This is a genomic window from Lysobacter yangpyeongensis, from assembly GCF_042655745.1.
In the GTDB taxonomy this organism is placed as follows: Bacteria; Pseudomonadota; Gammaproteobacteria; order Xanthomonadales; family Xanthomonadaceae; genus Agrilutibacter; species Agrilutibacter yangpyeongensis.
Genome location: NZ_JBHSNM010000001.1, coordinates 990,335 through 1,011,277, shown reverse-complemented (window position 1 = coordinate 1,011,277; position 20,943 = coordinate 990,335). Strand labels below are relative to the sequence as shown.

Annotated in this window: 17 protein-coding genes; 5 read left to right on the top strand and 12 right to left on the bottom strand. The window is 68.0% G+C overall.

All coding sequences use genetic code 11. From position 1 onward, the window contains the following. Window positions 1-297 precede the first annotated feature (297 nt). Entirely contained in the window at window positions 298-564 is a 267-nt protein-coding gene (locus ACFPN1_RS04145) for a hypothetical protein (protein WP_386753240.1), read from the top strand. A gap of 149 nt (window positions 565-713) precedes the next feature. Further along, window positions 714-1,391, top strand: a complete 678-nt coding sequence (locus ACFPN1_RS04140; RefSeq protein WP_386753239.1) for a hypothetical protein — start codon at window positions 714-716, stop codon at window positions 1,389-1,391. Between the two features lie 174 nt (window positions 1,392-1,565). On the opposite strand, the gene ACFPN1_RS04135 is transcribed toward ACFPN1_RS04140, so the two are convergent. The 12 genes from ACFPN1_RS04135 to ACFPN1_RS04080 form a co-directional block, all read right to left on the bottom strand. After that, a complete protein-coding gene (locus tag ACFPN1_RS04135) occupies window positions 1,566-2,660 on the bottom strand; it encodes an NAD(P)/FAD-dependent oxidoreductase (protein ID WP_386753237.1) in 1,095 nt (364 codons plus the stop codon). Between the two features lie 144 nt (window positions 2,661-2,804). Then, window positions 2,805-4,628 carry a carboxypeptidase regulatory-like domain-containing protein gene (locus tag ACFPN1_RS04130; protein WP_386753235.1) on the bottom strand — a complete coding sequence of 608 codons (1,824 nt, stop codon included), beginning with the start codon at window positions 4,626-4,628 and terminating at the stop codon, window positions 2,805-2,807. Further along, complete coding sequence (locus ACFPN1_RS04125) at window positions 4,625-6,829, bottom strand: hypothetical protein (protein ID WP_386753233.1); 2,205 nt, start codon at window positions 6,827-6,829, stop codon at window positions 4,625-4,627. Before ACFPN1_RS04125 ends, ACFPN1_RS04130 begins: the two co-directional genes overlap by 4 nt. Further along, window positions 6,826-8,004, bottom strand: a complete 1,179-nt coding sequence (locus tag ACFPN1_RS04120; RefSeq protein ID WP_386753231.1) for a BatA domain-containing protein — start codon at window positions 8,002-8,004, stop codon at window positions 6,826-6,828. The genes ACFPN1_RS04125 and ACFPN1_RS04120 overlap by 4 nt, the downstream gene beginning before the upstream one ends. Continuing rightward, the gene (locus tag ACFPN1_RS04115) at window positions 8,001-8,900 is read right to left on the bottom strand and encodes a DUF58 domain-containing protein (protein WP_386753229.1); all 900 of its coding nucleotides are present in this window, start codon (window positions 8,898-8,900) and stop codon (window positions 8,001-8,003) included. Before ACFPN1_RS04115 ends, ACFPN1_RS04120 begins: the two co-directional genes overlap by 4 nt. A gap of 28 nt (window positions 8,901-8,928) precedes the next feature. After that, window positions 8,929-9,924, bottom strand: a complete 996-nt coding sequence (locus ACFPN1_RS04110; protein ID WP_386753227.1) for an AAA family ATPase — start codon at window positions 9,922-9,924, stop codon at window positions 8,929-8,931. A 171-nt stretch (window positions 9,925-10,095) separates the two neighbouring features. Further along, window positions 10,096-10,800 carry a DUF4159 domain-containing protein gene (locus tag ACFPN1_RS04105; protein WP_386753225.1) on the bottom strand — a complete coding sequence of 235 codons (705 nt, stop codon included), beginning with the start codon at window positions 10,798-10,800 and terminating at the stop codon, window positions 10,096-10,098. A gap of 61 nt (window positions 10,801-10,861) precedes the next feature. Then, window positions 10,862-12,196 carry a TldD/PmbA family protein gene (locus ACFPN1_RS04100; protein ID WP_386753223.1) on the bottom strand — a complete coding sequence of 445 codons (1,335 nt, stop codon included), beginning with the start codon at window positions 12,194-12,196 and terminating at the stop codon, window positions 10,862-10,864. A gap of 19 nt (window positions 12,197-12,215) precedes the next feature. Further along, the gene (locus ACFPN1_RS04095) at window positions 12,216-13,847 is read right to left on the bottom strand and encodes a TldD/PmbA family protein (RefSeq protein ID WP_386753221.1); all 1,632 of its coding nucleotides are present in this window, start codon (window positions 13,845-13,847) and stop codon (window positions 12,216-12,218) included. 1,050 nt (window positions 13,848-14,897) lie between these two features. Next, on the bottom strand, window positions 14,898-16,595 hold the full coding sequence (locus ACFPN1_RS04090; protein ID WP_386753219.1) for a pseudouridine synthase: 1,698 nt from the start codon (window positions 16,593-16,595) through the stop codon (window positions 14,898-14,900). After that, window positions 16,588-17,535 (bottom strand): SMC-Scp complex subunit ScpB, encoded by a 948-nt coding sequence (gene scpB / locus ACFPN1_RS04085; protein ID WP_386754030.1) that lies wholly within the window; start codon window positions 17,533-17,535, stop codon window positions 16,588-16,590. The genes ACFPN1_RS04090 and scpB overlap by 8 nt, the downstream gene beginning before the upstream one ends. Window positions 17,536-17,742: 207 nt before the next feature. Beyond that, the gene (locus tag ACFPN1_RS04080) at window positions 17,743-18,696 is read right to left on the bottom strand and encodes a segregation and condensation protein A (RefSeq protein ID WP_386753217.1); all 954 of its coding nucleotides are present in this window, start codon (window positions 18,694-18,696) and stop codon (window positions 17,743-17,745) included. 409 nt (window positions 18,697-19,105) lie between these two features. On the opposite strand from ACFPN1_RS04080, the gene ACFPN1_RS04075 reads away from it, so the two are divergent. From ACFPN1_RS04075 to ACFPN1_RS04065, 3 genes are all read left to right on the top strand, one after another. Then, window positions 19,106-19,405, top strand: a complete 300-nt coding sequence (locus ACFPN1_RS04075; RefSeq protein ID WP_386754029.1) for a YciI family protein — start codon at window positions 19,106-19,108, stop codon at window positions 19,403-19,405. Then, on the top strand, window positions 19,405-19,719 hold the full coding sequence (locus ACFPN1_RS04070; protein WP_386753216.1) for a BolA family protein: 315 nt from the start codon (window positions 19,405-19,407) through the stop codon (window positions 19,717-19,719). Before ACFPN1_RS04075 ends, ACFPN1_RS04070 begins: the two co-directional genes overlap by 1 nt. 149 nt (window positions 19,720-19,868) lie before the next feature. Beyond that, window positions 19,869-20,882, top strand: a complete 1,014-nt coding sequence (locus ACFPN1_RS04065) for a LacI family DNA-binding transcriptional regulator (RefSeq protein ID WP_386753215.1) — start codon at window positions 19,869-19,871, stop codon at window positions 20,880-20,882. Window positions 20,883-20,943 lie beyond the last annotated feature (61 nt).

The window sequence follows — 20,943 nt, the reverse complement described above, 5'->3', positions numbered from 1 at the left end:
AGGCATGCCAGGCGATGGAGGTGCCTACCTCTCGTGGGCGAAACCCGCATCAGGTCTGTGAAGTTCACGGTCTGCGCGAGAGCGCTATCTTGGGGAGGTCGACTGCTCACCTGATCGGGGCGGTGTGTGCCGATCAGGTTGTGAGCGTCCGATCAAGAGCTGTGGGCTCTTTTTGTGCACGGGTTTGCGGATTCGAGTCGAAACTCACACGAGTGCCCGCAATTTCACAACCTATTTACGTCTTCCCACGTCAGCTAGTGGGCGCGGTCATGAGACCGAAGATGAAGGAGGATTGGCATGTTTCCGACCAAGCAACATCTGACGAAGGCGCGTACGCTCATGGCGGTCGTTGCCGCCCTGGGTCTGGCCAGTTGCGCCACTTACGATGACGACTTTGCAAGAGTCAACTCGCGCCTCGATCAGCTCGACATGAAAGTGCAGAACGCGGCGCAGAGCGCCGAGTCCGCCAATCAGTCGGCGCAGCAGGCCAACCAGCGCCTGGATCAACTGGAAGGTCGCGTCCAGCAGCTGGAAACTGCACCGAGTCGCAAGCCGCGCGGCTAGTCGCTTTGCATGGTCGTGAGGAACGGCTTGGGGCCCGGTGGCCTTCGCTGACTGCCGGTCTCCTTTCTTCACCCATTTTTTGTTCGAGGATTCATCCCATCTGCACGTGCAAGTATTCCGCGATCCGGATCACTCCCAAGGCGCTGGTGTTGGCGATCGCGTTCGCGAGCTTCGGCGTGGCCCACGCGGGAGAGCCCGCCGCGCAACCAGTGGCTGCCGTCGATGAACTTCCGCCAGGCCAGGAAGTGTCGCCCACGGTGATCGAACTCGCGGGTTGGGTGGTCGCAAGCAGGGACAGCGAAGGCTACCCCTTCGCGATCATGGACAAGGCCGCCGCACAGATCCTGGTGTTCGGCGGTGACGGTCGGCTTCGCGGCGCGGCGCCTGCGCTCTTTGGCTCGGCGGTTGGCGATCACGTCGCCCCCGGCATCGCCGGTCTTGCGCTTCGCGAGATTCCGGGCCGGGATCGCACGACGCCTGCCGGTCGCTTCGTGGGTGGTTTCGGTCCGTCGATCGATGCCGGGCGCGTGCTGTGGGTGGACTACGACTCCGCGGTTTCCATCCACCCCACCGCTACGGGTGTCCCGGCCGAGCGGCGCGCCGAACGCCTCGCATCGCCTACGCCCGACGACAACCGCATCTCCCATGGCTGCATCAACGTCTCGCCCGAGTTTTACGAGCAGATCATGAGTCCGACGTTCGAACGGGGCGGGGTGTTCTACATCCTGCCGGATGAGATGCCGCTGGCGGAGGTGTTTCCGGAGTTTGCGCAGAGTCGCGCGCATGCGAAGCGTGGTGGAAGGGAGGCACGGGCCGCCCGGAAGTGATGTGCACTGGTGAGTTGTCTCGCGTGCGCGAGGCTGCGCCACGGATTTGATGTTGCTTGTTGGTGCGTGCCAGCGGCGCGCGCCCCTCATCCGCGCTGCCCTCAGCGGGCTATAGCCCGCTTCGACCTTCTCCCCACTCGCGGGGAGAAGGGAAGCTCTGCTGCAGTGGAGAGCTCAACACCGCCGCTTGTGGAAATACACCTGCTCCGCCGCCCAGCGCATCGGCGGCGAATACAGCAGCAGGTCGAACGGCCAGTCGAACTGCAGCCGGTCGTAGGCCCAGCGCAACGCGCGCTTGGTGCGGAAGCGCGGTGCGGCTTCGACGGCGATGCGTTCGGGTGGCGGGCCGCCGTCGCGCAGGTGTGCGGCGATGGCGCGGCCGACGGTCCAGCCGTGTTCCCAGGCCGAATGGATGCCGCCGGCGGTCACCGGCGAGACGATGCCGGCGGCGTCGCCGGTGAGGATCACGCGATCGGCCGCCATGGCATGCATCGGTCCGCTGCACGGAATCAGCCCCGCACGCGTATGCCCGGGCTTCAGGTGGCGCGGCAATCCGCCGGCCACGCCGACGCGCAGGAGGAAGCCGTCGATGTCCGGCACCCGCGCATGCGCCGGATCATGCCGTAATGCCAGGCCCGCCTGGATGCCGGTCGGACTCTGCGCGATCCAGCCGATGTAACCGGGTGCGTAACGCTTGCTGATGAAACAGTGCAGGGCCTCGTCGGCGGTGAGGCGTGCACCGGGGAATTCGTATTCGATGCCGTAGAGGAACTGCCGGACCTGGCCGAGGCCGCAGCGCTCGGCGACGCGCGAACGCGCGCCGTCGGCACCGATGAGGTAACGCGTGCGACCGACGCCCTCCACGCTCCAGCCGCCGTCGATGCGCTCACAGTGGGTGAATGCGGTGCCCAGGCGCAGGTCGACGCCGTGCGTGCGCAGTTGCTCCGCAAGCCAGCGCATCACGCCGGGCGTGTCGGTGGTGAGGAAGTAGTAGCCCGGTGCGGCCAGCGCCACTTGCCGCAGGCTCGGCGCGTACAGGCGCACCTGTTCGATGCGGCGCGTGAGGTGCGCGGGCAGCTGGTTGAGCAGGGTCTGCTCGGCGGCTTCCTTCACGATGATGCCGGTGGTGCGCAGCTTGTCGCCGGCATCGCGCTTGCGTTCGAGCACGCACACGCGCAGGCCGCGCTGCGCCGCGGCGAGCGCGGTGGCCGCGCCTGCGAAGCTCGCGCCCACGATGACGACGTCGAAGTCGAAGAACCCTGCTGTCATGACGCACCCTGTCCGCTGAGGTGCGCAGCTTGGCCCGTCGCGGCGAAGCGGCGAGGGCGTGAATGTGAAGCGGGTGCGAAGCCGCGATGCCGGCGTCAGTGATCGCTTGCAGTGCGGGGTTTGGCCGGACTTCGTCTGGCGCGATCACGACGCCGCCTGCGCGCGGCCCCAGCGCGAGCGTTCCAGCCACCACAGCACCACCGAGACCAGCAGCCATCCGAGGAACCACGGCCACCGTGCGCCCGGTGCCGTGGCGCGTGGTTCGCTTGTGCGCGGCGGTCGCAGGGCGAGGCGGCGCGTGGCTTCGCGATCGGCGTGAGTGGCAACACCCGGCAGTTCATCGCTGTCGCGCACGAAGAAGGTGGCCGTCGCCTTGCCGCTGCGCAGCGTGTGCCAGCCCGTGGTCGCAGGCCAGAAACCCGCGCAATGCGCGGTACCGGTCGCGGGATCGATCGGCAGCGATCTGGCCGCACCGCCTGCGGGCGCAACGGCCGCCTGCGGATCCAGTCCGCACAGCGTCATCCGCGTGCCGCGACGGCCATCGTCGGGAACCGCGAGCTTCGCTGTGGCAACGGGACGCGCGATCTGCGCGATCGCGTCGCTCCACAGGCCCGCATGCAAATCCTCGCGGCCGACCAGCACCAGCTGGTACGTATCCCGCGGCAGCCATGCGGCGACGCGACCCTCGCCGGCGGAATGCCACGCGGCCAGCGCGCGGCCCGCGTCGTCGCGCAGCCACGCGTGCACCTGTGCGCCTTCGATGCGCAGCGACTGTCGCGACAGTTCCGGCAGCCTGGCCGCCGCCACCGTGCTTGCGGTGGGGGCATCGGGGGAACCGGGGCCGAGACGGACGGCCGCGAATTCGTCGTCCGCGCGCGTGGCGAGCCTGAAGGTCGGCGGCAGCGGCGCGCTGGCGATGCGCAGCCCCAATGTTTCCAGCCCCGCGCGCACGCTGGCCGGAACCGGGCCGGTGATGCGCACGAGCAGGCCCAAACCCTTGCGCACGGCATCGGTCAGTGCACGGCGACGTGCGCTGCCCAGCGCATCCCACGTGCGTTCGTCGACGATCACGGCGTCGTACTTCGCAAGCGTGGCGGCGTCGAACGCCACCGGCGCATCGCCCAGCTGCACGCCACCGCCGACCTGGATCTGCGAGGTCAGGCGCACGCCGCTGTCGAGCGCCCAGCGACGCAGGTACTTGAGTTCGGCATCGGGTGCGCCGGCCAGCACCAGCACGCGCAACGGTGTGGGTTCGGCGATGGCGACCGGCAGGTTCGCGTCTTCGACGCGTTCGCCGCGTGGATCGCGCACGCGGACATGGAACGTGGCCAGGCCCGGGCCGCGTGCCGCGCCGGTGAGCCGGAAGCGGCCGTCGGAAGTGAGCGGCTGTCGATCGACGCGTTCTCCGGCCGGATCGAGCAATTCGACGCTGCCTTCGTTCACGGCGTTGACGCGTCCGGTCACGACGAATTCCGCGCCCGCACGCGCCTCGATCCAAGAGGGCAATTCGACCAGACCACGCGGCAGGGGCGCGGCTGCGAAATTGAACGGCAGGCCCTGCACGCTGTCGCGATCGCGTGCGGTGAGGCCGCGGCCGACGATGCGCAGGCGTGCGGTTTGCGGATGGCGGCGCAAGGCGGTGGCGAGATCCGGCACGCGTTCCGCACCGGATACGGCGCCGGCTTCGGGCAGCGCGATCAGGGTTTCGTCCGCTGCCAGTGTCGTCGCGAGTCCACCGGGCGCCTGCGCCGTCGCCACCACGAGCGCGCCGTCGCCGATCGCCACCGGCGGGGGAAACAGCGTGCGATACAGCAGCAGCGCCGAAGCCATCTGCAGCGATAGCAACACGACGATGCGCCACGCGCGCGCACGCGGAACGCGACGCCGCGCGAACCACACCATGCGTGCACTGGCGACGACGACCGCGATCGCGAGCAACGCGATGACCATGTTCTGCAGGTCGCTCATCGCGCCTGCTCCTGCAACGCTTCGAGGTAGGCCTGGCCGCCGCGGTCCGGCTTCGCCCGCGGCGTGGGCGGTGCCGGTGGGCGGCGCAGCAGCGGCCACAGGCGGCTGCGCAGCGTTTCGCGGCACGGCACACATTCGGCATCGTTACGTACGCCGTCGATGGCGGCGATGACGCCGAGCGCATCGGGCACGCGGCGTTCGTTGGCGCGCAGCCAGCGTTCGACGCCGTCGAGATCGAGCGCGGGTGCATCGCGGCCGGGAGGCACTTCCAACGCGCGCCACAGCGTTTCCAGCGGCGGCGAGGACGGCGTGGCGGTGAGGAAGTCGTCGCGCGGGGCGAGGTTGGCGCGCTCGCCGCTGAGCCGGCGGCTCTCGTCGATCGGCGGCAATTCCGAACCCACGCGTGCGAGGTACACGCGGTCGGCCTGCTGCACCTGCTTGATGTAGTCGAGCGCCTTGTACTCGAAGGGCAGGGCCTGGTCGGGACGACCCTGGCGCAGATGCAATTCCGCCTGCCACATCTGGTCGAGCGCGGCCTTGAGCGTGCGCCGCGTTTCCGGATCGAGCAGCGTGGCGGCTTCCGCATCGTCGTGCGTGTGACCGAATTCGCTGAGCACGTCGCCGGCTTCGCCGAACGCCGGCGCCGTGGCGGACTCGCCGTGATCGTGTTCGTCCTGCGGCTTCTGCGTCTGTGCCTGCGCGCGTGCCGCATCGGCTTCGTCCTGCGCATCGGCGGTGGGCAGCAGCGGTTGCGCCGGCGCGTGGTCCTCCTCTTCCGCGATCGGCAGCGCGCGCTTGGGCGAACCTTCGGATTCCTCGCCGAGGAACTGGCCGTAGCGCAGGCGCAGCAGGCGCTGGTCGACGCCGATGCCGTCGGAGCGTTCCAGGAACTTGTCGGTCGACAGTTTGCTGCGCTGAGCGATCAGTGCTTCGCTGTCGATGATGATCTGGCGCTGGCTGCGGAAGTACGCGGGCAGCGCCTTCTTCACCAGGCCGTCGAGGCCGCTGGTTTCGGTCGCTTCCGGTGGCGGCCAGCGCAGGATGTAGCTCGCGCTGCGCGTCGTCTGTGGCCCGGCGGCGCGGTTGTCGGTGACGGCGAGCTGGACGACGAAGTCGCTGCCCGGCGTCAGTCCCAATGCGCCCAGATCGAAGCTGTGCGCGTAACGCCTGCGCGTCGCGTCGCCGGTGCCCGCCAGGGTCAGGCTGCGTTCCTCGAAGCGGATGCTTTCGCCTTCGCCCTGCGCGAGGGTGATGCGCAGGGGTGCGGAAGCCGCGAGCCCGTAATCGTCCTCGGCCTCGAACGACACCGTCCACGCGCGCTGGCCCTCGCGCCGCAAGGTCAGCGTGTCCTCGGGTGCGATGCCGCGCACCTGCGGCGGCTGGTCGGCGACGGCGCCGATGCGATACAGGCGGTCGGGATGCAGCGGCGGCGCATCGTCGAGCACGATGCGATACAGCAGTGGCTTGTCGATGCGGCGCGAAGCGATCCAGCGATCGCCTTCGCGCACGAGCGGCACGCGACGACCATCATGGAAGGCGAGGGCGGCGGAAGCGGGCGCGGGCGACAGCTGCAGCGTCCAGCGGACCTGCGCGCCTTCGGGCACCTTCGCTTCGAAGCCGTTCTCGCCATGTGCCGGCAACCGCGTATAGCCGGGTGGGGCGATGTCGAGGCGCACGCCCGTGACCTGCGTGTGTCCGGGGCGCGACGGCATCGCAGTGGCCTGCAGTTGCACGCGTTGCGCGGCAGGAGCGGCGACACGTTGCGGCCACAACGCGGTGGCCGCGACGACGGCGATGGCGAGCACGCCGCAGGTGATGAATGCGCGCGTGGGCCACGGGGGGCGCAACCCGGGCGGTGTGGCGTGCTGCAGGCGTTGTTCGAGGCGTTGCCGTTGCAACTGCTGCAGCGGCGAGCAATGCGCCGGATCGGCGAACAGCAGCGCGGCGCTGTCTTCCATGCGCGGATCGCGTGCGTCCAGGCGACGCGCGAGCCATGCGGTGTCGATCCTGCGCAGTGCCGTGACGACGGCGAGGGCGCTCGCGACGAAACACAGCGCGAGGACGGCCCAACTCCACGGCGCGCCGCCGAGTCGCGCCGCCAGCGCGGTGGCCGCGATGCCGGCGGGCAGCGCGAACGCGAGTACGCGCGCGAGCACGCGCAGGCGCGACGCACGCAGGAGTCTGGCGAGCAGCGCGTTCATGCCGCGGCCACCTCGCGTCGCCCGCTGGCCAGGCACCGTTCGATGAGGAACAGCGCGGCGATCAGCACCAGCAGCCACGGCTGCAGGTCACGCGGCTGCGGCGGCCAGGCGGGTGCACCGGTGCGCGGCGCGTAGTCGTTCGCATCGATGCGGGTGGGCGCGGGCACGGGCGGCGCGAACAGTGACCACACGTGTTCGGGGAAGTCGGGCTGCAGCAGTTGCGGCGTCGCTTCCGGTGTGAGCGGACGTGTCCACTGGAGGATGCGGCCGCGGCCCTGCCGCAGACCACGGACCAGCACCACGCCATCGTCGTCGCGCCACAGCGGTACGCCTTCGCGCGCCATCGCCGGCACCCGTGCACCGGCATCGACCAGCACGCTGCCGCCGTTGTTCACCCAGTCGAGCAGCGCGGCGGGTAGCGGACCTGTGGCGATCCAGGCGAGAGCACGGTCGGCGGAAGGCAGCGACGCGTCGAGCGGAGCGATGTCGCCTGCAGCGGTGTGCTTCGCGTCAGGCGATGCCGCGCGCCACGCGGCGGCCACGGCGCGCAGGTAACGCAGGCCGGACGCGTCCTTCGCGTCGTGGCGAATCGCGAGCGGCGGCCTTGGTGTAACGGTCTCTGAAGCGATGCCGTTGGTTGCTTCCGCATTGGCGACCACCTGCCACCGCACGCGATGCCGCAACACCGGAGCGGTGGCATCGGCGCCATCGAGTTGTTCGGGAACGATGACGATCAGTTGCGTGTCGTCCGGCAGCGACGCGTCGAGTTCGCGCAGAAGGCTGCCCACGCGCTGCGGTTGCGTGGGCTGGGGCTGCGCGAGTGCGGGAAAACCGGCGGCCAGCCAGCGGCGTTCTTCCGATCGCTTTGGTGGCGGCAGCGACGACAGGTCCGCACCGGGTGCCACCACGAGCCATCGCCGCGTATGCGGCGCGCCGAACAGCAGCGGCTGCGCCAGCAACAGCGCGAACAGCGCGAGCAACAGCAGACGGACGACCAGCAGCGGCCATTCCTCGAAACGCTGACGCGTGCGCGGCTTCGCGCGCGCCGGCAGCCAGTGCAGAGCCGCGAACACGGTGCGCTGCTGCTCGCTGCGCCGGCGCAGGTGGATCAGCAACGGAACCAGCAGCGCGGCGAGTGCGGTCAGGCCGAGGGGCAGTGCGAACACCAGGCTCATGCCGACTCCGTGTCGCCGTGCATTGCAAACAGGCGTCGCAGCGGCGCGTCCAGCGCCTCGTCCAGCACGTATTCGACCTGGCGGATGCCGTTGGCGGCGAGCTGCAGATTCAACGCACGCCGCGCGGCGGTGAAGCGGGCGAGGAAATCGCTGCGCACCGCTGCAGCATCCGCCAGCAGCTCCGCGCCGCTTTCGGCATCGACGAAACGATGACCGCCGCGGAAGGGAAAATCGCGCTCCTCGGTGGTCAGGATGCGGATCGACAGAACCTCGCGGCGCGCCGCGGACAGGCGTTGCGCGAAGGCGGTGGCGTTGTCGTCGAAACCGTCGCCCAGCATCACCACCAGCGCGCCGGGCACGATGCGTTCCCACAGCGGACGGAGCGTCGCTTCCGCGGGCCACGCGCCTTCGGCGTGGATGCCGCGCAGTGCGAGGAGGCAGCGATCGCGGTGTCGCAATCCCGCGCTCGCGGGCACCACGTCCAGGCCGTGGCCGCCGAGCGTGGCGATGCCGAAAGCGTCGCCCTGGCGCAGCGCGACTTCGATCAGGCAGGCGGCGAGGCTGCGTGCGGCATCCAGGCGCGTCCACTGCTTGCGCGCGGCATCGGCCTGCGTCATCGAGGCGGTGGCGTCGATGAGCAGCCACACCGGGATCGGACTCTCGCGTTCGGATTCGCGCACGAAGAAGCGATCGGAGCGCGCGTAGAGCTTCCAGTCGATCTGGCGCAGTTCGTCGCCGGGCTCGTACGCCCGGTACTGCGCGAACTCCAGCCCGGCGCCGCGGCTGGTGCTGCGATGCAGGCCGAAGCCGTGCGTGCCCGCGGCGCGGCGCGGGATCAGGCGCACGTCCTTGAGGCGGGCGCGCACGTCGCGGGGGATGAAGTCGGGAGCCGACATCGCGCAGGATTGCTCGTCAGCGGGATCGTCAGGCGTTGAACGGAACGCTGCGCAGCAGCGCGGCGACGACATCATCGGTGGTCTTCTGCTCGGCCTCCGCTGCGAACGACAGCAGGATGCGATGGCGCAGCACCGGCGCGGCAAGCGCGATGACGTCGTCGCGCGTCGCTGCCAGGCGTCCGTGCAGCAACGCGCGCGCCTTCGACGCGAGCACCAGGGACTGCCCGGCGCGCGGGCCGGCGCCCCATTTCACCCACTGGCGGATATCGGCGGGCGCATCGCTGCCCGGACGCGTGGCGCGCACCACGCGCGTGATCCACGCCAGCAGGTCGTCGCCCAGATGGATGTGGCGCACCAGTGCCTGCAGTTCGAGCACGTCGTCGCCGCTCATCACGCGCGGCACGTCGGCGCTGCGCGTGCCGGTGGTCTGGGCGAGGATGTCGCGCTCCTGCGCTTCGTCCGGATAATCGACGCGCACATGCAAAAGGAAGCGGTCGAGCTGCGCCTCGGGCAGCGGATAGGTGCCGGCCTGTTCGATCGGGTTCTGCGTGGCGAGCACGAAGAACGGCGCGGGCAGGGTATGGGTGACGCCGGCATAGCTCACGGTGCGTTCCTGCATCGCTTCGAGCAGCGCGGCCTGCGTCTTGGGCGGCGTGCGATTGAGCTCGTCGGCCAGCAGCAGGTTGGTGAAGATCGGGCCGGGCTGGAACTTGAAGAGGCGCCGGCCGGTGCCGTGGTCTTCTTCCAGGATCTCGGTGCCGAGGATGTCGCTGGGCATCAGGTCGGGTGTGAACTGCACGCGGCGGAACTGCAGCTCCAGCGCCTGGCCCAGCGAGCGCACCAGCAGCGTCTTGCCCAGGCCGGGAACGCCTTCGAGCAGGCAGTGGCCGCCGGCGAGCAGGCCGATCAGCAGCTGCTCGACCACGGCTTCCTGGCCGACTATGGCCTGCGCGATGGCTTGGCGCAGCGTGGTGATGCGCGCGAGGCGGTCGCGGATGCCGGATTCGGTGAGGGTGTCGTTCATGGGGGTGCCTGGCTCTGCCTTGTTCGTGCCTTGTCTTCTTGCCCGTCATTCCCGCGCAGGCGGGAATCCAGTGTCTTCAAAGCGGAAAGTCGCCGGATCCCCGCCTGCGCGGGGATGACGGCCGGGGACCCGGACCAGATCCGGCGAGCCGAGTCGACCGGAATGTCCGGATCAGTTGTTCAACGCATACATCACGATATTCACCGCGAACTTCGTGTTGTCCTCGGCCAGGAACCGCTTGTTGCGCCAGTCGTAGTCCCACTCGCAACCGTAGTCCTTGTTGCTGTAGAGCACGCCCAGGCGGCCGTCGATATCGATGCCCTTGAGGTATTCGTGGACGAGGTCGTCGCCCCAGCCGTTCAATTCGAGCGCGGTCGCGGGCGGACCGTCGAACTTGAAGAAGCTTCGGTACAGCGGGTGATTACCGGGCAACTTGCGCAACGCCGCGTCTCCGAAGATCGAGCGCATCTGCGCCTCGAACGAGCGTGCGAACATGCCGTCGATGTCGTGGTTGCAGTCGTCGACGAGGACAAAGCCGCCGTTGCGCACGTAGCGTTCGAAATTGCGCCGTTCGGCCGGATTGAACTCGACCAGCTTGTGCCCGGCGAGGTAGCAGAACGGCGCGGCGAAGATCTTCGGATCCGACAGTGCGAGGACGTGTTCCTTCGGATCCACGCGCAGGTTGGTGTAGTCGATCAGCGCGGTGATCAGGTTCGACGGCATGCGCTGGTCGACGTCCCAGTCGCCGGACTCGTATTTCAGCCGCGTGAACCAGAAGTCGAACGCACCTGCGGCGCGGGCAGGGCGGGGCAGCTGCGCCAGCGCCGCGCCGGCGATGCCGCCGGCGAGGAGCCTGAGGAAGGCGGCCCGGTTCATGGCCGCGTCCGACCGCGCGGGGACGCCTCGTGCGACGTTGCGTCCCCGCGTACCGCCATCGTCACACCGCGTCGGAGAGTGAGGTGAAGGTGAAGTCGCGCAGCTTCATCGGCGGGATCATCATCACGAACGGCGATTCGTCGTCGCCCACGCGCACCGGCTTGCCCAGCTCTTCGATGTTGTTGAGCATGATCACCGGCGATTCGTTGAAGCGCATGTTCTTGATCGGATGCTTGATCTCGCCGTTCTCGATGTAGAACGTGCCGTCGCGGGTCAGGCCGGTGAGCAGCACGGTCTGCGGATCGACCATGCGGATGTACCAGGTGCGCGTGACGAGGATGCCCTTCTCCGTGCCGCGGATCAGGTCCGCCGTCGACTTGTTGCCGCCGGCCATGATCAGGTTGCCGGGCTGGCCGACGGCCTTCTTGCCTTTTTGCTGCGCCCAGTAGCGCGAGTACTGCAGGTAGGCGACCTTGCCGTCCTGGATGATCGGCGTCTTCTCGCGCGGCAGGCCGTCCTCGTCCCACGGATACACAGCGGCCTCTTCGTCCCACGGATCGGCCCAGATGTTGACGCGCTTGTCGTAGACCTGCTCGCCGAGCTTGTTGCCGCCGCCCTTCTTCGACAGGAAGCTGCGGCCTTCGTCGGCCTGGCGCGCGTCGAAGGAGAACATCATGAAGGAGATCAGGCCGGCGGACGCCGCCGGTTCCAGGATCACCGTGTACTTGCCCGGCTCGATGGCCTTGGCGTCGGCCGAATCCTTGGCCTTGCGGATCGCCGTGCGGATTTCGCGGTTGGCGTCGAAGCGCTCGACGTCGCGCAGGTTGCGGGCGACCCAACCCGAGCCGCGACCATCCTCGGTGCGCACGGTGCAGGTGTAGTCCATGCCCGTCGCCTGCTGGTAGCAGAAGTTGCCGTTGCTGTTGGCGGAGGCGAAGAAGTTGACGTTGTCGCTGAGGAAGCCGGCCGCGACCAGCTTGTCGGCCTTGCACGGCGCGATCGAATCGGCGGCGACCTTGGCGCGGTAGTCGGCGGTGATCGCGGCGTTGGCTGCGCCGAAGGTCGGCGTCGGCTTGTAGGTCTGCTTCGGAATGGCCGGCATGAACTCGGGGTTCTCCGGCGCCAGGCGGGCGAGGTCCTCGGCGCGGCGGACCACGCGTTCGAGCGAGGCGTCGTCGAAGGAATTGATCGTCGCCACGCCCACGCGCTTGCCGAACGCGACCTGCACGGCGAGGTCGACGTTGTCGACGATGCCGCTGGTGGTGACGTTGTTGAGCGCGAAACGTACGTTGCCGTTGGTCGAACCGGTCAGCGTGGCGGTGCACTCGTCGGCCTTGGACAGCTTGACGACCTTCTCGAGGATGGCCTTGGCTTCGGCTTCGGTGAAGATGCTCATCGGGTTCTCCTAAAGTCGATCAGCCGAGCGAACGGGCCGTGTTGATGACGTTGATGCCGTTGAAGCGCGCCGTGGCCGAGCCATGCGACACCGCCGACACCTGGCCGGGCTGGCCCTTGCCGTCGAAGAACGAACCACCGAGGCGGTAGTCGCTTTCGTCGCACACCGCGACGCACGCGTTCCAGAACTCCGGCGTGCGGATCTGGTAGGCGACGTCCTCGATCTGCTGGGTGATTTTTCCGTCCTTGATCTCGAAGAACAGCTGGCCGCCGAACTGGGCGTTGTAGCGCTGCTGGTCGATCGAGAACGAACCGTCGCCGATGATGTAGATACCGTTCTCGACGTCCTTGATCATGTCGGCGACGCTGAGCTTCTGCTTGCCCGGCGCGAGCGAGACGTTCGCCATGCGCTGGAACTGCACGCTCGACCACGAGTCGGCGTAGCAGCAGCCGTCGGATTCGGTCTTGCCGAGGATGTGGGCCTGGTCGCGGATGGCCTGGTAGTCGACCAGCGTGCCGTCCTTGATCAGGTCCCACTTCTTGGTCTTCACGCCTTCGTCGTCGTAACCGACGGCGCCGAGGCTGCCCGGCTGCACCTTGTCGGCGAAAATGTTCACCTTGTCGCTGCCGTACTTGAACTTGTCCTTGAGCTTGTCGAGCGTGGCGAAGCTGGTGCCGGCGTAGTTCGCCTCGTAGCCCAGCACGCGGTCGAGTTCGAGCGGGTGGCCGATCGACTCGTGGATCGTGAGCCAGGTGTGCGACGGGTCGAGCACGAGGTCGTACTTGCCCGGCTTCACCGATGGCGCGTTGAGCTTGGCGCGCGCGTGCTTCGCCGCGGCGACGATGTCCTCGCGCAGGTCGTAGGACTTGCCGTAGTTGGTGACGCCGTTGGGCGAGACGAACTTCTGCGCGGGATCGGCATCGAGGTATTCGAAGCCCATGCCCATCGGCGCCGACAGTTCGGCGCGGGTGCGGAACTTGCCGCTTTCCTTGTCCACCGCGGTGACGGTGAACGGTGTCCAGATGCGGTGCACGTCCTGGTCGATGTACGAGCCGTCGGTGGAGGCGAAGTACTTCTGCTCGTTCACCAGGAACAGCATCGAGTTGACGAAGTCAGCGCCGGCCTTGATGGCGTCGGCATTGGCGCCGAGCAGCAGGTCGACCTTCTCCTTCAGCGGCACCGCCATCGAGTTCTTCCTGATCGGCGTCTTCCACGAGACTTCGCCGACGCCGGGCGCCTTGGCCAGTTGCACAGGCTCGGTGCGCGTGCCGGCATTGGCCTTGGCGATCGCGGCGGCCTGCTGCGCCGCCTTCACCACGCTCTTGGGCGAGAGGTCGTTGGTGGCGGCGAAGCCCCACGCGCCGTTGGCGATCACACGGATGCCGACGCCGGTGGATTCGGTGTTGACGACGTTCTGCACCTTGTCTTCACGCGTGATCACGAACTGGCGCAGATAGCGCCCGATGCGCACGTCACAGTAGGTGGCGCCGGCATCGCGCGCGGCCTGCATGGCGGCATCGGCGATGGACTTCTTCATGCCGACGTCGAGGCTGCTGAGCAGGTCCTCGGCCGCGATGGCATTGCCGTAGAACGGAAGCGTCAGGCCTGCGAGGCCGAAGCCCGAAGCCTTGAGGAAATCACGTCGTTGCATCGCGATGCTCCGCTGTTGTGGGCCCGACGGCGTCATGCCTCAGGCGTACAGAAGGAAGAGGTGCTCCGCGACTTTCGCCGCCGTTGCGCGAAGGCGTCAAGGGTGACTAATGGGCTATCGGGCCGCGTGCGAATGAAACGGCTATTGCTGCAAATGAATGCGTGATGCTTTGCAGCAAATCGGTGGATGGAGGGCGAGGGCGTCGAGTGCGCTTGATCTTCCTTCTCCCCGCTTGCGGGGAGAAGGTGGCGCATAGCGCCGGATGAGGGGGCGAGCGAAGCGAGTGCTCTTGCTCCTACTTGGAAGAAGCCAGGAGCAACAGCAACTCGCTGCGCTCGCCGCCCCTCATCTGCCCTCCGGGCATCTTCTCCCCGCAAGCGGGGAGAAGAAGAGGCAACCGCCGCTCGACCCGGCTCGCCAATCCGGGATGAATCCCCCTTCTCCCGCTTGCGGGGAAAAGTGCGGAAGGGGATGCGAGCGCAGCGAGCTGTTTGATGTTCCTTCTCCCCGCTTGCGGGGAGAAGGTGGCGCGTAGCGCCGGATGAGGGGGAGCGAGCGTAGCGAGCTGCTCTTGCTCCTTCCTGGAAGAAGCCAGAAGCAACAGCAACTCGCTGCGCTCGCCGCCCCTCATCTGCCCTCCGGGCATATCTTCTCCCCGCAAGCGGGGAGAAGAAGAGGCAACCGCCGCTCGACCCGGCTCGCCAATCCGGGATGAATCCCCCTTCTCCCGCTTGCGGGGAAAAGTGCGGAAAGGGGATGCGATGCGCAGCGAGCTGTTTGATGTTCCTTCTCCCCGCTTGCGGGGAGAAGGTGGCGCGTAGCGCCGGATGAGGGGGGCGAGCGAAGCGAGTGCTCTTGCTCCTACTTGGAAGAAGCCAGAAGCAACAGCAACTCGCTGCGCTCGTCGCCCCTCATCTGCCCTCCGGGCATCTTCTCCCCGCAAGCGGGGAGAAGAAGAAGCAACAGCCGCTCGCCCGGCCCGACGATCCGGCAAAAGCAAAGGGCGCCCAAGGCGCCCTTCACAAAAACCACATTCATCGCATCGGGCGATCAACCGCCCGAATGACGACCGCCACCCGGCCGGCCACCGCCGCGGGGACCGCCCGGACGCGGGCCACCAGGACGCGGCCCACTCGGGCGGGGACCCTTGCCCGCAGGGCGATTGCCGGGGGGTCGATTGCCGCCCGGACGCGGACCGCGCGGCTTGTCGCCGTACGGATTGAAGCTGCCGGGATTGGCGTGATCGGACGGGAAGCTCGGGGCGTTGCCCGGATGGCCGTAAGGCTTGGGCGCACGGCCCTGGCCGCCACCGGCGCCGCGCGGACCGCGGGCATTGCCGCGCTCGCCCTGGCCACCGAAACCGCCACCGCTGCGCTCGCCGCCAAATCCGCCGCTGCGTTCGCCGCCGAAGCCGCCTTCACGGCGCGGGCCGCGACCTTCGCCGCGTGCACCGCCGAAGCCACCGCCGCGATCGCCGTAGGCACCTTGTCCGCCACCGCCCGACTTTCCGCCGCCCTTGTTGCCGTAGGGCTTCCTGGGACCGCGGTTCTCCGGATTGCGATGACCGCTCGGGCCGGTATCGACGCCTTCCGGCACGTACCAGGTGCGGAACGCGGCGGGATTGCCTTCCGGCAACGGTTTCGGACCCTTTTCCTTGCGCTGCTTGAACGGCTTCTGCGACTGCTTGGCCGCCATTTCGCCGCTGACGGTGAGGCCGCCGTGCGGCTTCTTGCCGCCACGGCCGCGACGGTCTTCGCGCACATGATCGAAACGGCGCAGTTCGCGGCCTTCGTCGGCGGTGTTGTGTCCGCCGACGTAACCGTGCGAACGCTCGTGGCTGCGCAGGTCGATCGTCGACTTTGCGGCCTTGCGCTGGCCGATCACCGGCTGCAACGTCAGTGCGGAGGGCGTGTCGCTGTCCAGGCCCAGTTCGTTGCGCAGCGCCTCGACCTTGTCGGAGGCCAGTTCCTGCGATTGCCCGCGCAGCAGTTCGCGCGGCAGCGCGACCTTGCCGTAGCGGATGCGCTTGAGGCGGCTCACCTGGCAGCCCTGCGATTCCCACAGGCGGCGCACTTCGCGGTTGCGGCCTTCCTTCACCACGACGCGGAACCAGTCGTGCCGGCTCTCATGAGGCATGTTGCTGCCGCCGATGCGTTCGATCTCGTCGAACTTCGCCGGACCGTCTTCCAGCGCGACGCCGCGGGCGAGGCGGTCGATGATGTTGTCGGGCACCACTTCCTGGCCTTCGGGGGCACGCACGCGGCAGACGTATTCGCGTTCGACTTCGAACGAGGGATGCATCAGCGCGTTGGCGAGTTCACCGTCAGTGGTGAGCAGCAGCAGGCCGGTGGTGTTGATGTCGAGGCGGCCGATCGCGATCCAGCGCGCGCCCTTGAGCATGGGCAGCGATTCGAACACGGTCGGGCGACCTTCGGGGTCCTCGCGCGTGGTCACTTCGCCTTCGGGCTTGTTGTACATCAGCACGCGCGCCGGTTCGGTCAGCGCGGTCGCGACGAAGACCTTGCCGTCGATCTCGATCTTGTCGCCGCCGGTGACGCTCTGGCCGACCTGGGCGGTCTCGCCGTTGATCTTCACCAGTCCGTCGGCGATGCGCTGTTCGAGCGCGCGACGCGAGCCGAGGCCAGCCTGGGCCAGCACCTTGTGCAGGCGTTCTTCGAGCTTGGGAGCGGCCGCGGCTTCGGTGCCCGGGCGCTTGAGGGTGAGCTTGCGGCTCTTGGGTTCAGTCATTTTTCTCTTGCTCCGACGATGCCGGCTCCAGGTCGGAGGGTTCGGCGTCGTCACCGGTCATGGGAACGGTCGTCGTCTCGACGGCGTTGTCCAGGGCGTCTTCGTATCCGTCGCCCGGGCTGTCATCGTGTACAGGGTCGTTCTCGTCCGCCGCGTAGTCGCCCGTCGCGGCTTCGGGTTCGCCATCGCTGGCGGTGTCTTCGTCGGTGCCGAGGTCATCGGTACCGTGGTCGTCGTCGTTGTCGGCTTCGTCGGCGTCGACGGTGTTTTCGTTGCCGGCTTGCACAGTGTCCTGCGCATCGGCGTCGTCATTGCCCGCATCGGCTTCCACTCCGGGCTCCGCACCGATGCCGCCGGCTTCGATTGGCGTCGGGTCGATCACGTTGTCGAACTGCAGCTGCGGCTCGAGCTCGCCGATGTCCTTCAGTTCCGACAGCGGCGGCAGTTCGTCCAGGCGCTTGAGGCCGAAGTAATCGAGGAAGGCCTTGGTGGTGCCGAACAGCGCCGGTTTGCCCGGCACGTCGCGATGGCCGACGACGCGGATCCATTCGCGCTCTTCCAGCGCCTGGATGATGTTGCTGCTGACCGCGACGCCGCGGACCTGCTCGATCTCGCCGCGCGTGATCGGCTGGCGATAGGCGATCAGGGCGAGCGTCTCCAGGGTCGCGCGCGTGTACTTGGTCTTGCGCTCGGTCCACAGGCGCGACACCCAGGCGTGCACGTCGGCCTTGACCTGGTAGCGGAAGCCGGAAGCCAGTTCGACCAGTTCCACGCCGCGGCCGGCGCAGTCTTCACGCAGGAATTCCAGCGCCTGTTCGACCGCGCCGTTGGGCGCCGGCTGGTCCTCGGGAAACAGCGAATGCAGCTGCGCCAGCGTCAGCGGCTGGTTGGCCGCCAGCAGGGCGGCTTCCACGATGCGGTTGATGAGGTCTTGTTCCATCAGGATCGGATTGCGGTGTGATGGGTTGGGTGGTTCGAGTTCGAATTCGGGAAGCGGCTGGTCCAGCTGGTCCATGGCGTTTCGCTTCGTCAGTGCGGTTGTCTTGTGGTCGTCATTCCCGCGAAAGCGGGAGTGCGGTCCTGCGGTTCGATCCGGTCGGGCGAAGGACGAGGTTCCCGCGTTCGCGGGAACGACGGACGAGCGCGTTCACACCTGCGAATCGTCATTCGCCGCCGGCTCGTCGAATTCGCTGCTGAGCTCGATTTCGCCTTCCTTGTCGATCGCCAGCGACTTCACGTAGATCGGCTGCAGCGGGCCTTCCTGCACGATCTCGACCAGTTGCTCCTTGGCCAGCGTCAGCAGGCCGAGGAAGGTCACCACCACCCCGAGCTTGCCTTCCTCCGCAGTGAACAGCGATTCGAAGCGGTGGAACACGCCGTCCTTCAGCGATTCGAGCAGTTCGCCCATGCGCTGGCGCACGCTCAGCGCATCGCGCTTGATCGCATGCTGGGTGAACAGTTCGGCGCGCTTGAGCACGTCGTGCAGCGCCAGCAGCATTTCCTTGAGCTCGACCGGCGGCGGCAGCTTGATGCTGGCGCGATCGGGCACGAAGGCAGTGGCCGGCGTCGTGTCGCGGTCCTGGCGGGGCAGGGCGTCGATGTCCTCGGCGGCCTTCTTGAAGCGCTCGTACTCCTGCAGTCGGCGGACGAGTTCGGCACGCGGGTCGTCTTCCTCGCCTTCCTCGGTCTGCGAACGCGGCAGCAGCATGCGCGACTTGATCTCGGCCAGCATCGCGGCCATCACCAGGTATTCGGCGGCCAGTTCGAAGCGCATCTCGTGCATCGTCTGGATGTACTCGACGTACTGGCGGGTGATCTCCGCGACCGGGATGTCGAGGATGTCCAGGTTCTGGCGGCGGATCAGGTACAGCAGCAGGTCGAGCGGCCCTTCGAAGGCCTCGAGGATGACCTCGAGCGCATCCGGCGGGATGTACAGGTCCTGCGGAATCTGCAGCACCGGCTGGCCGAGCACCACCGCCAGCGGCATTTCCTGCTGCTGCGGACGGCTTGCCCCCGGGCTGGTCCCGTTATGGTTGTTCTGCGGCGCGGCGGGTGCGCCGCCATCGCTGGGGGCGTCGCCGCTGTTCACTTCATCGGTCATTCGAAGCCGGCCCCTCCGGGCCCTGGCATGGCTACGGCATCGGACGTGCCGGCAACGGGCGAGGGCCCGGTCTGCGAACACGACCGCAAGGTGCTACGGACAGCAAGGTTGGAAGCTGCTCGAAAATCGCCCCATTGCCCGAATGGACTTCAGCCTGCGCGCCCACCGGAGCGGGGCGATGAGGATGAAATGGATTGCGGGCTTGGACCGGGGAGGCGCAGCGATGCACGTCTTGTGCGCGTGGCGACGGCGTGGGAGACCTGTCGCGACAGCCGCTGGTTCCGGCCTCAGGTAGTTGTGCCAAGGGTACGGGGTGGGGCCGGGCGTGTCCAGCCAGCGGGGCCGCGAAACGGGCCGGCTGTGCGCTGCGGCTACAATCGGCGCCCCCTTGCGCAGGAAATACGAAGGCATGTGGTACGTGATCGAAGGCTACGACGGCCAGGACGTCCTTTCGAAGCGGCTCGCCGCGCGCGCGGAGCATCTGGCGCGGCTGACGGCGTTGCGCGATGAGGGCCGCCTGATGCTGGCCGGACCGTGCCCGGCCATCGACGCGGAAGATCCCGGTCCGGCCGGCTTCAGCGGCAGCCTGGTGGTGGCCGAGTTCGGATCGCTGGAAGCGGCCCGCGCCTGGGCGGACGCCGATCCGTATCTCGCGGCCGGCGTGTACCAGCGCGTCGAGGTGCGTCCCTTCCGACGGGTGCTCCCATGATGGGCACGGCGACCGGTCCGGCGCTCGGACTGCCGCGCGAGCAGCGCGTCGGTGCGATCCGTGCCGCCATCGAGTCGGCGCTGCGCCCGGCCTCGCTGGAAATCGAGGACGAGAGCCACAGGCACGCGGGCCATGCGGGTGCGCGCGATGGCCGCGGGCACTTCCGGGTGGACATCGTCAGCGAGGCCTTTGCGGGGATGACGCCGATCGCCCGGCACCGCGCCGTGTACGCTGCGGTGGGGGAACTGATGGCGACCGACATCCACGCGCTGGCGATCCGTGCCCGGACGCCCGGGGAAGTCCGGTCGGGGTGAGTTTCCGCGTTGCAGCAAACGCCTGCTTGCAGAAAAAGCCTTGTAGAACAACCATATAAAGCGCGTTTTGAGCCTGCCTTACGACAAATTTACAGGCTTGGCTGAAAACGTTTACATTTGCTACCGCGTCCAGGGATGAGAACCGGCAGATGGCAGGTGGAGTCACGATCAGAGACGTAGCGACGGCCGCCCAGGTCTCGGTGGCGACCGTGTCCCGCGCGCTCAACGGCCAGGCCAACGTGACCGCCGAAGTGCGCCAGCGCGTGCTCGAAGCCGCCAAGCGTCTGCAGTATTCGCCGCACGCCGCCGCGCGCAGTCTGAGCAGTCGCCGCACCCACGCCATCGGCGTTGTGTTGCCGGACCTGTACGGCGAATTCTTTTCCGAACTGATGCGAGGCATCGACCAGGTCGCGCGCGAGCACGGCATGCACCTGCTGGTGTCGAGCTATCACGGCCACCGCGACGAGCAGGGCATGGCGATGCGCGCAATGCGCGGACGCGTCGACGGACTGCTGGTCATGTCTCCCTACGCCGCGCTGCCGGCGAGTTCCGACGACATCGCACCCGGACTGCCGGTCGTGCTGATCAACAGCCAGTACGCGGGCGAGAACTTCCTCTCGCTCGGCGTGGCCAACTACGAGGGTGCGCGCGCGATGATGGCGCACCTGATTGCGAGGGGATATCGACGCATCGCCTTCATCGCCGGCCCCGAAGACAACTTCGATGCCTACCAGCGCCTGCGCGGCTACCAGGACGCGATGGCCGAACTCGGCGTCGAGGAATGGGTGTTGCCCGGCGCATTCGACGAGGCCTCCGGGCATCGTGCGGGGCGTGCGGTGCTCGTGGCGAAGGATCGGCCCGAAGCCGTATTCGCGGCCAACGACATGATGGCGCTCGGCTGCCTGTTCGCGTTCTCGCAGGCGGGGGTGCGCGTGCCGGACGAGATCGCCGTCGCCGGCTTCGACGACATTCCGCTGGCGCGCTTCGTCTATCCCGGCCTGACGACGATGCAGGTCGATATCAGCGGGCTGGGCGCCTCCGCCGCGCGGATGCTGCTGGCGCGACTCAGCAAGCAGACGCCGCTGCCGGCCCCGACGCCCCTGCTTCCACAACTGGTCGTGCGTGAATCCAGCGGCCGCCAGTCCGGGTCCGACAGTTCCTGACGGCGGCTTCTTCCAATAGCGATGTAACCGTTTACATGTCTGCAGCCCTGGGAGGGGAAGA

Excerpts from the sequence above, each read along its gene's own strand:
- scpB (WP_386754030.1), bottom strand. The coding sequence starts at position 17,535 with ATGGAACAAGACCTCATCAACCGCATCGTGGAAGCCGCCCTGCTGGCG.
- ACFPN1_RS04120 (WP_386753231.1), bottom strand. The coding sequence starts at position 8,004 with ATGAGCCTGGTGTTCGCACTGCCCCTCGGCCTGACCGCACTCGCCGCG.
- ACFPN1_RS04145 (WP_386753240.1), top strand. The coding sequence starts at position 298 with ATGTTTCCGACCAAGCAACATCTGACGAAGGCGCGTACGCTCATGGCG.
- ACFPN1_RS04095 (WP_386753221.1), bottom strand. The coding sequence starts at position 13,847 with ATGCAACGACGTGATTTCCTCAAGGCTTCGGGCTTCGGCCTCGCAGGC.
- ACFPN1_RS04065 (WP_386753215.1), top strand. The coding sequence starts at position 19,869 with ATGGCAGGTGGAGTCACGATCAGAGACGTAGCGACGGCCGCCCAGGTC.
- ACFPN1_RS04115 (WP_386753229.1), bottom strand. The coding sequence starts at position 8,900 with ATGTCGGCTCCCGACTTCATCCCCCGCGACGTGCGCGCCCGCCTCAAG.
- ACFPN1_RS04080 (WP_386753217.1), bottom strand. The coding sequence starts at position 18,696 with ATGACCGATGAAGTGAACAGCGGCGACGCCCCCAGCGATGGCGGCGCA.
- ACFPN1_RS04090 (WP_386753219.1), bottom strand. The coding sequence starts at position 16,595 with ATGACTGAACCCAAGAGCCGCAAGCTCACCCTCAAGCGCCCGGGCACC.
- ACFPN1_RS04135 (WP_386753237.1), bottom strand. The coding sequence starts at position 2,660 with ATGACAGCAGGGTTCTTCGACTTCGACGTCGTCATCGTGGGCGCGAGC.
- ACFPN1_RS04070 (WP_386753216.1), top strand. The coding sequence starts at position 19,405 with ATGGGCACGGCGACCGGTCCGGCGCTCGGACTGCCGCGCGAGCAGCGC.
- ACFPN1_RS04100 (WP_386753223.1), bottom strand. The coding sequence starts at position 12,196 with ATGAGCATCTTCACCGAAGCCGAAGCCAAGGCCATCCTCGAGAAGGTC.
- ACFPN1_RS04125 (WP_386753233.1), bottom strand. The coding sequence starts at position 6,829 with ATGAACGCGCTGCTCGCCAGACTCCTGCGTGCGTCGCGCCTGCGCGTG.
- ACFPN1_RS04105 (WP_386753225.1), bottom strand. The coding sequence starts at position 10,800 with ATGAACCGGGCCGCCTTCCTCAGGCTCCTCGCCGGCGGCATCGCCGGC.
- ACFPN1_RS04130 (WP_386753235.1), bottom strand. The coding sequence starts at position 4,628 with ATGAGCGACCTGCAGAACATGGTCATCGCGTTGCTCGCGATCGCGGTC.
- ACFPN1_RS04110 (WP_386753227.1), bottom strand. The coding sequence starts at position 9,924 with ATGAACGACACCCTCACCGAATCCGGCATCCGCGACCGCCTCGCGCGC.
- ACFPN1_RS04075 (WP_386754029.1), top strand. The coding sequence starts at position 19,106 with ATGTGGTACGTGATCGAAGGCTACGACGGCCAGGACGTCCTTTCGAAG.